This is a genomic window from Corallococcus carmarthensis, assembly GCF_003611695.1.
Lineage (GTDB): Bacteria > Myxococcota > Myxococcia > Myxococcales > Myxococcaceae > Corallococcus > Corallococcus carmarthensis.
This window is the reverse complement of record NZ_RAWE01000049.1, coordinates 1-13,862: the sequence shown is the minus strand read 5'-3', so window position 1 is coordinate 13,862 and position 13,862 is coordinate 1. Positions and strand designations below refer to the sequence as shown.

General features: G+C 74.0%; 11 protein-coding genes. 8 read left to right on the top strand and 3 right to left on the bottom strand.

What is annotated here, in order from left to right; genetic code table 11:
- Positions 1 to 47 precede the first annotated feature (47 nt).
- A complete protein-coding gene (locus D7X32_RS15790) occupies positions 48 to 425 on the top strand; it encodes a response regulator (protein ID WP_120603373.1) in 378 nt (125 codons plus the stop codon).
- A gap of 10 nt (positions 426 to 435) precedes the next feature.
- On the opposite strand, the gene D7X32_RS15785 is transcribed toward D7X32_RS15790, so the two are convergent.
- Together D7X32_RS15785 and D7X32_RS15780 are read right to left on the bottom strand one after the other, a co-directional pair.
- On the bottom strand, positions 436 to 831 hold the full coding sequence (locus D7X32_RS15785) for a response regulator (protein WP_158625694.1): 396 nt from the start codon (positions 829 to 831) through the stop codon (positions 436 to 438).
- 80 nt (positions 832 to 911) lie between these two features.
- Positions 912 to 2,366, bottom strand: coding sequence for a response regulator (locus tag D7X32_RS15780; protein WP_158625693.1), 1,455 nt, complete (start codon positions 2,364 to 2,366; stop codon positions 912 to 914).
- 291 nt (positions 2,367 to 2,657) lie between these two features.
- Here D7X32_RS15780 and D7X32_RS15775 point away from each other — a divergent pair, with 291 nt between their 5' ends.
- Genes D7X32_RS15775 through cheB form a run of 7 tightly spaced genes read left to right on the top strand, consistent with a single transcriptional unit; the run spans position 2,658 to position 12,334 of the window.
- Positions 2,658 to 3,050 (top strand): response regulator, encoded by a 393-nt coding sequence (locus D7X32_RS15775; RefSeq protein WP_120603370.1) that lies wholly within the window; start codon positions 2,658 to 2,660, stop codon positions 3,048 to 3,050.
- Positions 3,047 to 5,140 (top strand): chemotaxis protein CheA, encoded by a 2,094-nt coding sequence (locus D7X32_RS15770; RefSeq protein WP_120603369.1) that lies wholly within the window; start codon positions 3,047 to 3,049, stop codon positions 5,138 to 5,140. Before D7X32_RS15775 ends, D7X32_RS15770 begins: the two co-directional genes overlap by 4 nt.
- Entirely contained in the window at positions 5,137 to 5,583 is a 447-nt protein-coding gene (locus tag D7X32_RS15765) for a chemotaxis protein CheW (RefSeq protein WP_120603368.1), read from the top strand. The genes D7X32_RS15770 and D7X32_RS15765 overlap by 4 nt, the downstream gene beginning before the upstream one ends.
- Entirely contained in the window at positions 5,564 to 8,104 is a 2,541-nt protein-coding gene (locus D7X32_RS15760; RefSeq protein WP_120603367.1) for a methyl-accepting chemotaxis protein, read from the top strand. Before D7X32_RS15765 ends, D7X32_RS15760 begins: the two co-directional genes overlap by 20 nt.
- Positions 8,101 to 10,470, top strand: a complete 2,370-nt coding sequence (locus D7X32_RS15755; protein WP_120603366.1) for a HEAT repeat domain-containing protein — start codon at positions 8,101 to 8,103, stop codon at positions 10,468 to 10,470. Before D7X32_RS15760 ends, D7X32_RS15755 begins: the two co-directional genes overlap by 4 nt.
- Positions 10,471 to 10,484: 14 nt before the next feature.
- On the top strand, positions 10,485 to 11,306 hold the full coding sequence (locus D7X32_RS15750) for a CheR family methyltransferase (RefSeq protein ID WP_120603365.1): 822 nt from the start codon (positions 10,485 to 10,487) through the stop codon (positions 11,304 to 11,306).
- The gene (gene cheB, locus D7X32_RS15745; protein WP_120603364.1) at positions 11,303 to 12,334 is read left to right on the top strand and encodes a chemotaxis-specific protein-glutamate methyltransferase CheB; all 1,032 of its coding nucleotides are present in this window, start codon (positions 11,303 to 11,305) and stop codon (positions 12,332 to 12,334) included. Before D7X32_RS15750 ends, cheB begins: the two co-directional genes overlap by 4 nt.
- A 33-nt stretch (positions 12,335 to 12,367) precedes the next feature.
- On the opposite strand, the gene D7X32_RS15740 is transcribed toward cheB, so the two are convergent.
- On the bottom strand, positions 12,368 to 13,862 hold a 1,495-nt coding region (locus D7X32_RS15740), incomplete at its 5' end, for a sensor histidine kinase (RefSeq protein WP_120603363.1).

The following is a 13,862-nucleotide window of genomic DNA, read 5'->3' as shown; positions in this document are numbered from 1 at the left end:
GCACGTCATTCATGGCGCTCGCGTCTCGACGTGCGTAGGCTGCCGCGGTGCGCAGAGAGACCCCGCGTTCCACCATCCTCATCGTCGATGACGAACCGGATCTGCGCGAGGTCGTGGCGGAGCTGCTGGAGATGGAGGACTACACGGTGCTCCAGGCCGCCAACGGCCAGGCCGCCCTGGACGTCCTGGCCACCCAGCAACACCCCTGTCTGGTGTTGCTGGACCTGATGATGCCGGTGATGGACGGGCTGGAGTTCCTCCACCGGCTGCGCGAGGACGAGCGCCACCGAGAGCTGCCGGTGCTGATGCTCACCGCCCACTTCTCCGCCAAGGCGCCCCCGGGCACGGTGGGCCTGTTGCGCAAGCCCGTGGACATCGCGGAGTTGCTGCGCATGGTGGCGCGGCACTGCCCCGCCGCCGCCTGAGGCGGTCAGGTCACTCCGGTGCGGAGTGCACGGCGATGGCGTCCAGCAGCGCCTCCAGCTTCACCGGCTTGCCCAGCCGTCCGGAGACCCCTTGCGGCAGCGGCAGGGTGGGGTGCGCCGTCAGCACCAGCACCCGCGTCAGCGCGAGCGCGCCCGTGCCGCGCAGGTGTTCGATGAAGGCGTGGCCATCCATCACCGGCATCACCAGGTCCAGCAGGATGAGGGCGGGCATCCGCTCCAGCTTCGCCAGCACGCTCAACGCATCATGGCCGTTCACCGCCGTGTGGACGCGGTAGCCCTCCGACTCCAGGATCTCCCGCAGCGCCTCGCGGACGTCTTCGTTGTTCTCGACGAGGAGCAGGGGGGCGTGGCGTTGCGGCGTGGACACACACGCACGGTAGGGCACGGGCCCGGGCGTTTCCAAGGGGCTCGCACGGCCGGATGGCCGGGAAGCACGGGAGCGGGGAGGAGTGCGTCCGCCAGGACTCATGCGCTTCCGCGCGGCAGCGTCAGGGTGAAGACCGTGCGCTCCGCGTCCGACGAGACGCTCAGCATGCCCCGGTGGCCGCGGGCAATCTGGTCGGAGATGAAGAGGCCCAGGCCCAGGCCCGACGGCACGTGGGCGCCCGTGCGCGCGCGCTGGAAGGGGTGGAAGAGCAGCGCCAGCTCCTCCGGGTGGATGGCCTCTCCGGGGTTGCTCACCCGCACGACGGCCTGCTCCGGCTCGCCCGCGAGCACCAGCTCCACCGTGCCCTCCGCCGGGCTGTACTGGAGGGCGTTGCCCACCAGGTTGCTCAGGACCTGCGCCAGCCGGTCGGCGTCCCAGTGGCCGGTGAGCGGGCCCGTGGCCGTCACCTTCACGGTGCGGTGCGGGTGCACCAGCTCCAGCTCCTCCACCACCTGACGCGCCACCTGGCCCAGGTCCGTGGTGCCCGGCGCCAGCGGGATGCCGCCGCCCAGCCGGCTGCGGGTGAAGTCCAGCAGCTCGGTGATCATCCGCGTCATCCGGTCCGTGCTGCTGATGATGCGGCTGGCGGTGCGCACCAGCGGCGGGGGCAGCTGCTCGCTGGCGACGAGGTAGCTGGCGCCCATGCGGATGGAGTTGAGGGGGTTGCGCAGGTCGTGGCCCACGATGCCCAGGAACCGCTCGCGGAACTCCGCGGACGCGCGCAGCTCCGCTTCCGCCTGCTTGTGCCGGGTGACGTCCACCAGCACGCTGCCCACGCCCACCACCTCCCCCCGGGCGGTGCGCACCGGGTGGTAGCTGGCCATCACGTGCAGGTGTCCACCGGGCGCGTCCGGCCGCTCCAGCGTGAAGCCCAGCTCCTCCGCGGGCTCGCCCGTCTCCATGACGCGGCGGAGCAGGGGCTCCAGCCGTGCGGCGAACTGGGGCAGCACCTGGGCCAGCGTCCTGCCCGGATAGTCGTCCACGCTCAGCCCGTCCAGCTTCGCCATGCGCGCGTTGACGCGCACGAAGCGCAGGTCGCGGTCCATCAGCGACAGCCCCACGGGCGAGGACGTGAGGAGCGCGTCCAGCTGCGCGAACACCTCCGCCTTCTCCTCGCTGGTGCGGCGCACGTCGTCCACCAGCCGCTTGGTGCGCGCGAGCGCGTCCACCCGCGCGCGCACCTCCTCCGTGCGGAAGGGCTTGGCCACGTAGTCGTTGGCGCCCGCGCGCAGGCCCTGCACCAGGTCCTCCGGCCGGCTGTGCGCGGTGAGCAGCAGCACCGGCAGGGCCTGCGTCTGCGGCTGGCCTCGCAGGAACTGGCAGACCTCCGGGCCGGACATCCCCGGCATCTCCCAGTCCAGCACCACCACGTCCGGCGCCCGCCCGGCGTGCAGCCTTTCGAGCATGGCCGCGCCGTCCGGGAAGGTCTCCACCTGGAAGCCTGTTCCCAGCGCCGTCTTGATGAAGCGCGCCTCGCTGGCGCTGTCGTCCACCACCCAGACGCAAGGTGCGGGTCCCGGGTCGTGCGGGAGAGGACCCGGCGGGCGTGGGAAGGAGGCGGCGGGCGTGGGAGGCGGGCGCATGGAGGAAGTCGGTTCCCGGAGCGGAAAAGCAGGAGCGGACAGGGTGCCGGATGTGCGGGCGGACGTGGCGCCCCGTTGCCCGCCGTGGCAGATCGTCCAGCGCGGGCGTGGACCAGCCAACGTTCAACACATGCCTGATGACTCATTTCTTTCAGCGGGTCGGAATCGATCTAGCTTGGCCGGTCGTTTCCAGAGGACGCCATGCCCGAGGTACTCGTCGTCGATGACAGCAAGGTGATGCGCGAGATGGTGGTCGCCTGCCTGCGGCCCTATCCGGACAGCCGCTTCACGCAGGCCTCCAGCGGGTTGGAAGCCATCGAGCAGCTGTCGCTCAAGCCGTACGACCTGCTGGTGCTGGACCTCAACATGCCGGACATCGGGGGCATCGAGGTGGTGGAGTTCGTGCGCGGCCAGGACCACCTGCGCAACCTGCCCATCATCATCGTCACCACCCGTGGCGACGAGGCGTCCCGCGAGCGCGCGCTCCAGGCGGGCGCGAACCGCTTCATGACCAAGCCCTTCACGCCGGACTCCATCCAGGGCGCCGCCCGCGCCCTCTTGGAGAAGACCCCGGCCGAGGCGCCGCGCGGGTGAGCGGGACCGGGGAGTTCGCGGAGTTCCTCCCCGCCTACCTGGCGGAGGTGGATGAGCTGCTCGCCTCCGCACAGAAGGACCTGCTCGCGGTGGAGGAGGCCGTGCGCAAGGGGCTGGCCCAGCCGCGCGCCGTGCGCGAGCTGTTCCGCGCGCTGCACACGCTCAAGGGCCTGTCCGCCATGGTGGACGTGGAGCCCGTCGTCTCCCTGGCGCACTGGATGGAGGCGTCCCTGCGGCTGGCGGATCAGGCCGGCGGACGGCTGCCCGAGTCCAGCGTGGAGCCCCTGGTGGAAGGCCTGCGCGCCATCGAGGTGCGCGTGCGGCAGCTGGGCGCCGGGAAGGTCGCGTCGCCCGCGCCCGCGAACCTGCTGGAGCGGCTGGAGGCATTGGGACCCCAGGTGCTGGACGCGGCCCCCAAGCGGGCCCGGCCGGTGATGCTGGACGCGGAGGCCGCGTTCGCCTCCCGCCTGGCCCCGTCCGAGCGCGAGCAGCTGGAGGGCGGCCTGTCCGGTGGCCAGCGCGCGCTGCGGCTGGACTTCGTGCCGTCGTCGGAGCGCGCCGCGAAGGGCCTCAACATCAACACCGTGCGCGAGCGCGTGGCGAAGCTCGCGGACATCGTGAAGGTGCTGCCCCTGTCCGGCGCCGCCGCGGGGGGCGCGTCGCTCGCGTTCGCGCTGCTGCTCATCACCCGCGCGGAAGACGCCGCGCTGCTGGAGGCCGTGGGCGGCCCGCCCGCCGTGGTGCGCTCGCTGGAGGCGCCCGCGTCCGCGGAGCCCGCGGCGGTGGACGTGGCCCCGGGGAGCGCGGTCCTGCCCGCCAGCGCTGTCCCGCCGGGCGCCGCGGGCCTGGAAGAAGAGCTGGACGAGCCGGAGGTGCGCCGGGGCGGAGGCCTGCTGCGCGTGGAGGTGTCCCGGCTGGACGAGGCCATGGAGTGGCTGGCGGCGCTCGTCGTCAACCGCTCCCGGCTGACGCGCGCGGTGGCGGCGCTCACCCAGGCGGGCGCGCCCACGCGCGAGCTCACCGCCATCCTCCAGGAGAACGGCCGCCAGCTGCGCGACCTGCGCTCGGCCATCCTGCGCCTGCGCATGGTGCGCGTGGGCGACGTGCTGGAGCGGCTGCCCCTGCTGGTGCGGGGCCTGCGCCGCGCCACGGGCAAGGCGGTGCGGCTGGAGCTGGACGTGGGCGACGCGGAGCTGGACAAGGCGGTGGCGGACCGGCTGCTGCCCGCGCTGGTGCACCTGGTGCGCAACGCCGTGGACCACGCGCTGGAGCTGCCCGAGGAGCGCCAGGCCGCGGGCAAGGCTCCGGAGGGATTGGTGCGCCTCACCTGCCATGCGCGCGCCAGCGGCCAGCTGGAGCTCACCCTGCGCGACGACGGGCGGGGTGTGGACGCGAAGGCGGTGGCGAAGGCGGCGAACGCCCCCGTGCCGGACTCCGTGGACGCGCTCTTGGACCTCTTGTGCCGGCCCGGCCTGTCCACGCGCCAGGAGGCCACGCGCACCAGCGGCCGGGGCATGGGCATGGACATCGTGCGGCGCATCGTCGTGGAGCAGCTGGGCGGCGAGCTGCGCATGGAGACGCGCAAGGGCGCGGGCACCACCTTCACCCTCAGCGTCCCCCTCACGGTGACGCTGATGGACGCCATCGTCTTCGAGTGCGCGGGCCGCCGTTACGCGGTCGCGGTGGGCACGGTGGAGGAGCTCATCGACGTGGGGAGCGTGGTGCGTCCCGCGGGCGCGGACGGCCTGGGGCTGGTGGAGCGCCGGGGCGCGGCGGTGCCGCTGGTGTCGCTGGCGCGGCTGCTGGACGGCGCTGCGTCCGCGGACGGGGACGCGGGCCGGGGGACCAAGGCGCTCATCGTGCGGCAGCGCGGGGAGCCGGTGGCCTTCGCGGTGGACCGGCTCCTGGGGCAGCAGGAGATCGTCCTGCGGCCGCTGGAGGATCCGCTGGTTCGCGTGCCCGGCGTGGCCGGCGCCACGGACCTGGGTGACGGCCAGCCCACGCTGGTGCTGGACCTGGGTGCGCTTGGCGCCGCGCGAGCAGGCCGCCGCAAGCGTGCGCCGTCACGGTCAGGGGAGTGGGTGTCATGAACGTGCTGCACGTGCTGTTCAAGGTGGACGGGACGGAATACGCGATGCCCGCGGCGGACGTGGTGCAGATGGAGTCCTTCACCGGCGCGACGCCGGTGCCGGGCGCCCCCGCGCACGTGGCGGGACTGGTGCAGGTGCGCGGCCGGGTCATCCCGGTGGTGGACGCCCGCATGCGCTTCGGGCTGCCCGCGGGGACGCCGTCGCTGGATTCGCGGGTGGTGGTGGGACAGCTGGGCGAGCGCACGGTGGGGTTGCTCGTGGACAGCGCGCGCGAGGTGTTGAAGCTGGACCCGCGCACCATCCAGCCGCCCCCACCCATGGTGGTGGAGGGCGCGAAGGGTTTCGTGAAGGCCGTGGCGCAGGTGGGTCAGCGGCTGGTGATGCTCATCGATTTTCCCCGCGTGGTAGGGGAGGAGACAGCGGATGTCGACGGACAACGGTAACAGCGTGCGGCTGGCGGATGCGCGGGCGCTGGCGGAGCGCACCACGCTCCAGGTGGAGGAGGGCGCGGGCCTGGTGAAGTCCACGGAGCAGCTCGCGTCCCGGCTGGCCTCCGCGGGCAACGAGCAGGCCGCGGCGGGCGAGCAGGTGCGCATCGCCATCGAGTCCGTGGCCGCGCAGGTGGAGGAGACGAGCGCCGCGGTGCAGTCGCTGGTGCGCAACCAGGGCGCGGTGAGCGCCTCCGCGCGCAGCGTGCAGCAGGAGGTGGAGGCCACCGCGGGCACGATGCAGGAGATCACCGCGTCGGTGTCCGGCGTGCGCAAGGACGCGGGCACGCTCGCCACCAGCGCGGACGTGACGGCCACCACGCTGGAAGAGGTGGCTCGCTCCGTGAAGGGCGTGAGCGCCAACGCGGAGGAGCTGGCCGCCTCCAGCGAGGAGCTGCTGGCGAGCATGCAGGAGATGACCGCCACGGTGGAGGACCTGGTGTCGCGCAACCAGACGAGCGCCGCCACCACGGAAGAGGTCGCCGCCACCATCGAGGAGATGTCCAAGGGCATCACCCGCCTGTCCGCCGACGCGCAGGGCGTGGGCGAGCGCATGGGGCAGGTGTCCGGCGCCGTCGTGTCCCTGGGCAAGACGCTCCAGGACGTGGGCCGCGACGCGGCCACCATGGCCTCCAGCGTGGAGGAGACGGCCGCCGCCACCGAACAGGTGGCGCGCAGCACGCGCGGCGTCGCGGAGCACACGCGCGCCCTGGAGGCGAGCGCCCTCACCACCGCGTCCACCGTGCAGGAGGTGGCCGCCAGCGTGGAGGAGGTGGCCGCCACCGCGGAGAAGAACGCCGCCGTGGTGGACACCAACGCGGCCACCATCGAACAGCTGTCGCGCTCCGCCCAGGCGGTGGCGCGCGCGGCGGAGAGCATCAATGGCCTGGCGTCCACCAGCGCCACCGCGTCCTCGCAGCTGGAGTCGTCCACCCGGCGCGCGGCGCAGCTGACGGAAGAGGCGCGGCTGGCGGCGGAGCGCGTGGGCACGAGCGCGCGCGAGGGCGGCGTCACCGTGGCGCGCTCCATCGCGGGCTTCGGCCGCATCCGCCAGTCCATCGTGGAGTCGTCCGGGGTGATGAAGGAGATGGGCCGGCGCGCCGAGGAGATTGGCGACATCGTGCAGACCATCAACCTCATCGCGGACCGCACCAACCTCCTGTCGCTCAACGCCAGCATCGAGGCGGCGCGCGCCGGGGAACACGGCCGCGGCTTCGCGGTGGTGGCGGAGGAGATCCGCGCCCTGGCGGACCGCGCGGCGGCGGCCAGCAGCGACGTCGCGAAGATTGTCCGGGGCCTCCAGACGACGGCGCGCGAGGCGGCGGCGGCCACCGGCGAGGGCGTGCGCGCGGCGGACGAGGGCGCGGCGCTGGCGGGCGACGCGGAGCGGGCGCTGGGCACCATCCTCAAGGGGGTGGACGACCTGGGCCAGAACGTGCGCGAGGCGTCGCGTGCGTCGACGGAGCAGGTGCAGGCGGTGCAGGCGCTGGTGCAGGCCACGGCGAAGGTGAGCGAGCAGGGACGGCTCATCGCCGCGTCCTCGGTGGAGCAGGCGCAGGCCGCGCAGGCGCTGAACCAGGGTGGCACGGAGATGCGGCGCATGGCGCGGCAGACCACCCAGGCCACCCAGGACCAGGCCAAGGCGCTGCGCGACGCGGTGCGCTCCAACACCCAGCTGACGGAGGTGGCGGAGAAGGTGTCGCGCGCGATGCAGGAGCAGGCGCAGGCCGCCACGGACCTGGCCCGGAGCACGGCGCAGATGCGCCAGCTGGTGCAGGGCGTGAGCGGCGCGGTGATGGCGCAGGGCCAGCAGGTGGCGGTGCTGGGGGCCACGGCGCAGGAGGTGGCGTCCTCCACGCAGCGCACGCTCACCGGCATCGCGGAGCAGGCCAAGGCCGCGCAGGAGGTGACGCGCGCCATGGAGGCCACGCGCAAGGAGGTGGCCCAGTCCACGCGCGCCATGGCGGAGCAGGCCCGCGCCCTCAAGCAGGGCGAGGTGGCCAGCCGCCAGGTGGCGAACCTGGCCAAGGAGGTGACGCGCGCCACGGAGGAGCAGGCCCAGGCGCTCACGTCGCTGGTGCGCGGCGCGGAGGAGGTGCGCCGGGTGGCGAAGACGACCGCGCGCGCGCTGGATGAGCAGTCAGAGGCGCTGAGCATGCTCACCACGTCCACCGCGAAGCAGGCCTCCGGCGCTGCGGTGGTGGCCAAGGCGGTGCAGGAGCAGGCCACCGTGACCGAACAGCTGGGCCGGTCCGTGGAGGAGATGCGGACGCGGGCGCGGGAGATCGCCGTCACCACCGCCCAGCAGGCGCGCTCCACGGCCGCCACCGCCCACGAGGTGCGGGAGGTCGCGGGCCGGCTGGGGCAGCTGGCGCGGCTGAACGGGGAGCAGGTGGAGGGACTGGCCCACTTGAGCGGGCTCCTGGGCGCCCAGGAGTCAGGGACGCCACGAAATACGCGGGAGCAGCCCACGTGACAGGGTCGACAGTGAAGCAACACCCGCTGTCGCTGTCCGCGGATGACCGCGCCCGGGTGGAAGAGGTGGAGCAGCTGGCTCGCAGGGGCCCGGAGAGTCTGCCGGTGCTCGTGGACGGGCTGGACGCGCCGTCGTGGGCGGTGCGCCGCGCCGTGGTGTCCGCGCTGGCGCGCCTGGGGACTTCCGCCGTGGGGCCCCTGTGCGACGTGCTCTGCCACCGCCGGGACAACGAGGCGCGCATCGCCGCGGCGGTGGACGCGCTGGTGGCCGCCACCGGCGACGTGGAGGGGCCGGTGGAGGCGCTGGGGGACGACCCCAACCCGGCCATCGTCTGTGACGCCGCCCAGGTGCTGGGCCGGCGGCGCAGCCGGCGCTCCGTGCCGCTGTTGTCGCGGCTCATCGTCCACCCGGACGACAACGTGGCGGTGGCCGCCATCGAAGCGCTGGGCCGCGTGGGCGGCGGCGCGGCGGTGGACGCGCTCCTGTCCTCGCTGGGCAGCGGCAACTTCTTCCGCATCTTCCCCGCCATCGACGTGCTGGGCCGCGCGGCCGACCCCACCGTCGTGCCGGCGCTGATGGCGCTGCTGTCGGACCCCTTCTACGTCCTGGAGTCGGCGCGCGCGCTGGGCCGCACCGGCCAGGAGGCCGCAGTGCCCGCGCTCGTGGGGCTGCTCCAGCGCGGCAACGACGCGGTGGTGCGCGTGGCGGCGGTGGCGCTGGTCGAAATCCACGACGCGCAGGTGCAGCGCTTCGGCGGCGCGCGCACGGTGCCGTCGGTGCTGCGCTCCACCTCCTCGGAGCCGCACCCCACCGGGCGCCGGCTGGCCCAGGTCATCGCGGGCGCGGACGCGGGGGAGAAGACCGCGGTGGCGCGCCTGCTGGGCTGGGTGGGCGGCGCGGACGCGGCCACGGGGCTCTTGAAGCTGTTGGATTCGCAGGACCTGGGCGTGTCGCGCGCGGCCGCGGCGGCCCTGGGTGAGCTGGGCGCGGAGGCTGACGCGCAGATCCTCCAGTCGCTGCGCGAGGGGGACAGCTCGCGCAGGCGGGTGCTGCTGCCGCTCGTGGGCAAGCGCTCCGCGGCGGTGCCGGACGTGCTCCTGTGCCTGGAGGACCGGGACGCGACGGTGCGCGCGCTGGCGGCGGAGACGCTGTCGCGCATTGGCGACACGTCCGCGGTGCCGGCCCTGTTCGCGCGGCTGTCGGACGAGGACCCGCGCGTGTCGCAGGCGGTGGTGGGCGCCATCCAGTCCCTGGGCAGCGACACCACGGAGGCCCTGGCGCTGGAGGCGGCGCGCTCGGCGGACGCGCGCCAGCGGCGGGCGGCGCTGCGCATCGTGGCGTACTTCGGCTACCCGCGCGGCCTGGACGCGCTGCTTTCGGCCATGCGGGATCCGGATGAACGGCTGCGCGACGCGGCCATCTACGGCCTGCCCTTCATCGACGACCCGCGCGCGGTGGACGCGCTCCTGGCCGCCGCGAGCCACGAGTCGGAGCGCACGCGCGCCACCGCCATGCGCGCGCTGGGCCAGACGGACAAGCAGGCGCGCATCACCTCCACGCTGCTGGGAGGCCTGAACGACCGCGACCCGTGGGTGCGCTACTACGCGTGCCAGTCGCTGGGGAAGCTCAACGAGGAGGCCGCCGCGGACGCCATCGTCGCGCTGGCCAACGACGACGCGGGCCAGGTGCGCGTGGCGGTGGTGGACGCGCTGGCGCACCTGCACACGGAGAGCGCCATGGCGGCGCTGCGCCGGGCGGCCTCGTCCACGGACGCGGACGTGCGCCGCGCGGCGCTCCTGGGGCTGGGCGTGGCCCGGCGTCCGGACGCGCTGCCGGTGCTGCTGGAGGCGGTGCATTCGGAGGACCCGGCCACGCGGCTCGTCGCCCTGTCGGCGGTCGCCGAATACGACGCGCCGGAGACGCTGCCCGCGCTCCTGCGCGCGGCGGGAGACCGGGACGACAGCGTGCGCAGCGCGGCGGTGGGCTTCCTCGCCACGCGCACGGGCACGCACGCGACGCAGCAGCTGGTGTCACTGCTGGGCGACGTGATGCTGCGCGAGCAGGTGGTGGGCGCGCTGGCGCTGCCGGTGGAAGGGCGGCTGCCCGGGCTGATGGCGGCGCTGGAGGTGTCGGACGACGCGACGGCGCCGCTGCTGGTGGCGGCGCTCGCGCGCATGCGCCGGGCGGACGCGAGGGCGGCGCTGATGCAGTCGCTCATCGGCGCGAGCCCCGCGGGCCGCAGGGCCGCCGCTCCCGCGGTGGCGGCGCTGGGCACGGTGGAGGCGCGCGAGGCGCTGGACCGGTCCGCCCACCGTGACGAGGACCCCGAAGTGCGCCGCGCCTGCCTGCTGGCCCTGGGCCGCTAGAGAAGCCACGGCCCATGAGCACGCTGCCGCTGTCCCCGCAGGTCCTGGCCATCCTGGCGATGCTCATCGAGCAGCGCTCGGGCCTGCACTACGGGCCCGAGGACCGGGACCTGCTGGCGGAGAAGCTGTCCACCCGCGCGCTGGATGCCGGGTTCGACTCGCTGCTCGACTACTACTACTTCCTTCGCTACGACCCGAAGGGCCCCGCGGTGCTGGACTCGCTGGTGGAAGCGCTGCTGGTCCACGAGACGTACTTCTTCCGCGAGCCCCAGGCGCTGGAGGTGCTGGTGGACTCGCTGCTCGTGCCCGAGGTCCGGGCCGGCCGGAAGCCCCGGGTGTGGTGCGCGGCATGCGCCACCGGCGAGGAGCCCCTCACGCTGGCCATGCTCCTGGACGCGCGGGGCGTGCTGGAGGACGTGTCCATCCTGGCCACGGACCTGAGCGCCCGGGCGCTGGAGCGCGCGCAAACGGGGGAGTACAACCTGCGCTGTCTGCGCGCGCTGCCCCCGGGTGTGCAGGGGCGCTGGCTGGACGTGGTGGACGGCCGTCCGCGCGTGCGGCCGGACCTGGTGGCCCGGGTGGAGTGGCGGCAGCTCAACCTGGTGGACACCGCGAACTACCCGGCGCCGGGCAGCTGCGATGCCATCCTCTGCCGCAACGTGCTCATCTACTTCCAGGACGACACCGCGCGCCGCGTGGTGGACGGACTCACCCGGACGCTGCGGCCCGGCGGGCACCTGGTGGTGGGCACGTCCGAATCGCTGATGCGCTTCGGCACGGCGCTGCACTGCGAGGAGCGCCGCGGGTCGTTCTTCTACTGCAAGGCAGGGCCATGACGTTGCGCGTGCTGGTGGTGGATGACTCGGCGTTCGCGCGCAAGGTGCTGCGCAAGGTGCTGTCGGACGCGGAGGGCCTGGAGGTGGTGGGCACCGCGCGCGACGGGCTGGACGCGCTGGAGCGGGTGGCGGAGCTCAAGCCGGACGTCATCACCCTGGACCTGGTGATGCCGTCGCTGGACGGGACGGGCTTCCTGCGCGCGCTGTCCGGAATGCCGGATGCGCCGCGCGTGGTGGTGGTGAGCAGCGCGGGCACGGACAGCGAGCTGGCGGTGGCCGCGCTCCAGGCGGGCGCGGTGGACATGGTGCACAAGCCCACGGCGCTCGCCACGGACCGGCTCTACGAGCTGGGCGCGGAGCTGGTGGAGAAGGTGCGCGTCGCGGGGCGCGCGGTGCCGCGCTACGCGAACGAGCTGGAGGCCTCCGTGAACGCCCCGCCCGCGCGTCCGCTGCCCGCGACGTCCCCGAAGCTCCTGGCGGTGGGCACGTCCACGGGCGGGCCGCAGGCGCTGACGCGGCTGTTGTCCGCGCTGCCCAGGGACTTCCCGGCGCCGGTGGTGCTCGCGCTGCACATCCCCGCCGGCTACACGGAGGCGGTGGCGAAGCGGCTGGACTCGCAGAGCGCGCTGGAGGTGGTGGAGGCGAGCGACGGCCTGGAGCTGGTGCCGGGCCGCGCGGTGCTGGCGCGCGCGGGGTACCACCTGAAGGTGGCGCGTCACGGGGCGCTGAACCTGGCGCGCCTGGACCGCCATCCGCTGGGCACCCCGCACCACCCTTCCGTGGACGTGCTCTTCCAGAGCGTGGCGGAGGTCTGGGGCAGGGACGCCCTGGGGCTGGTGCTGACCGGCATGGGCGACGACGGGCTCAAGGGCGCGCGGGCCCTGCGCGCAGCGGGCGGCGTGGTCATCACGGAGGCCGAGTCCTCCTGCGTGGTGTACGGCATGCCGCGCGCGGTGGCGGAGGCGGGCCTGTCCAACGGCAGCGCGCCGCTGGACGAGCTGGTGCCCCTCATCTCCCGCTTCGTCTGAGGAAGCCGAAGGGACGCCGCCGCGCCCGGCCCTTCAGGGGCGGTGCGCGGGAGGCGGCGGAGGAGGAGGCGGCGGCGGGCCCTTCCTGGGCGGCGCGCGGCGCGGCAGCGTGACGGTGAAGGTGGTGCCGTCGCCCTCGGTGGAGGTGACCTCGATGGTGCCGCCGTGGGCGTGCACGATTTCGCGCACGATGTAGAGCCCCAGGCCGTAGCTCATCTTCAGCGTGCGCGTCTGCTGCGGGCCCTGGCGGAAGGGCTCGAAGAGGTGGGGCAGGGTGGCTTCCGGGATGGGGCGGCCCTGGTTGTGGACCGTCACCACCACCTTGTTGCGCAGGCCGTGCGTGGCCAGGCGCACGGGCTCGTCCGCGGGGCTGTACTTGAGGGCGTTCTCCACCAGGTTGGACACCACCTGCGCCAGGCGGTCCGGGTCCCAGTGCCCCTGCGTGTTGCCCTTGTGCTCCACGACGATGGCGCGCTGCGGGAAGGCCACGCGGAACTCGTGCGCCACCTTGGCCAGCAGCTCCTGCGTGTCCGTGCCGCGCGGTTCAATCACCACGCCGCCCACCAGCCGGGCGCGGGTGAAGTCCAGCAAGAGGCGCGTCAGCCGCTCGATGCGCACCGCCGCGGTGGCGATGCGCTGGCTGGTGCGCGCCGTCTCCTCCGCGGGGCCACCGGCCGCGAGCACGCGCGACCAGTTCATGATGGCGCCGAGCGGGCTGCGGATGTCGTGGCTGATGATGCCCATCAGGTGCTCCTGGAACTCGGAGTGCCGGAGCACCTCTTCCTCGGCCCACCTGCGCTGGGTGATGTCGCGGCTGATGCCGAACAGGCCGAACACGTTGCCTTCCGGGTCGCGCAGCGGGCCCTTGGTGGACATCCACACGCGCTGCTCCCCGCTGGGGGCCTTCTGCGCGTCCTCGTAGGTGAGGGGGTGGCCCGCCTTGAGCACGTCCCGGTCATGCTTCAGGTTGGCCCGGGCCTCCTCGGGCGGGAACAGCTCCGCGTCGGTGCGCCCGCGCACTTCGGACACGGTGCGGCCCAGCGCGCGCGCGCCCGCGGAGTTGATGACCTGGTAGCTGCCCTCCATGTCCTTGATGTAGATGGCGTCGGTGGTGCCCTCCATCACCGCCTGGAAGAGCTGGCCCACGCGCTGCAACTCGTGGCGGGCCTGGAACTCGCGGGTGATGTCGCGGCAGTGCACCAGCAGGCCGCCGTCCACGGGGCGGGTGGACACCTCGAAGCAGAAGCCGCCTTCGTGCCAGCGGTGCTCGTAGCGCGCGGCGGACGGCTGCGCGGTCGCGGGCGCGTCCAGGCGCAGGTGCGAGCCCAGGTCCAGCACGTCCGCCACCTTCTTGCGCAGGTCGTCCCCCGGCTGGACGCGGGGCCCCAACAGCTCGCGCATGCGCGGGCTCAGCCAGGTGATGCGCCAGCCCGCGTCCACGCCGAGGAAGGCCTCCGGCAGCCCCTCCAGCAGCGCGAGCAGGCCCGGGCCGGGCGCGTCCGTCGAGGACGGGGCGGAGGGACGGGAG

Excerpts from the sequence above, each read along its gene's own strand:
- D7X32_RS15765 (WP_120603368.1), top strand. The coding sequence starts at position 5,137 with ATGAACGTGCTGCACGTGCTGTTCAAGGTGGACGGGACGGAATACGCG.
- cheB (WP_120603364.1), top strand. The coding sequence starts at position 11,303 with ATGACGTTGCGCGTGCTGGTGGTGGATGACTCGGCGTTCGCGCGCAAG.
- D7X32_RS15760 (WP_120603367.1), top strand. The coding sequence starts at position 5,564 with ATGTCGACGGACAACGGTAACAGCGTGCGGCTGGCGGATGCGCGGGCG.
- D7X32_RS15775 (WP_120603370.1), top strand. The coding sequence starts at position 2,658 with ATGCCCGAGGTACTCGTCGTCGATGACAGCAAGGTGATGCGCGAGATG.
- D7X32_RS15750 (WP_120603365.1), top strand. The coding sequence starts at position 10,485 with ATGAGCACGCTGCCGCTGTCCCCGCAGGTCCTGGCCATCCTGGCGATG.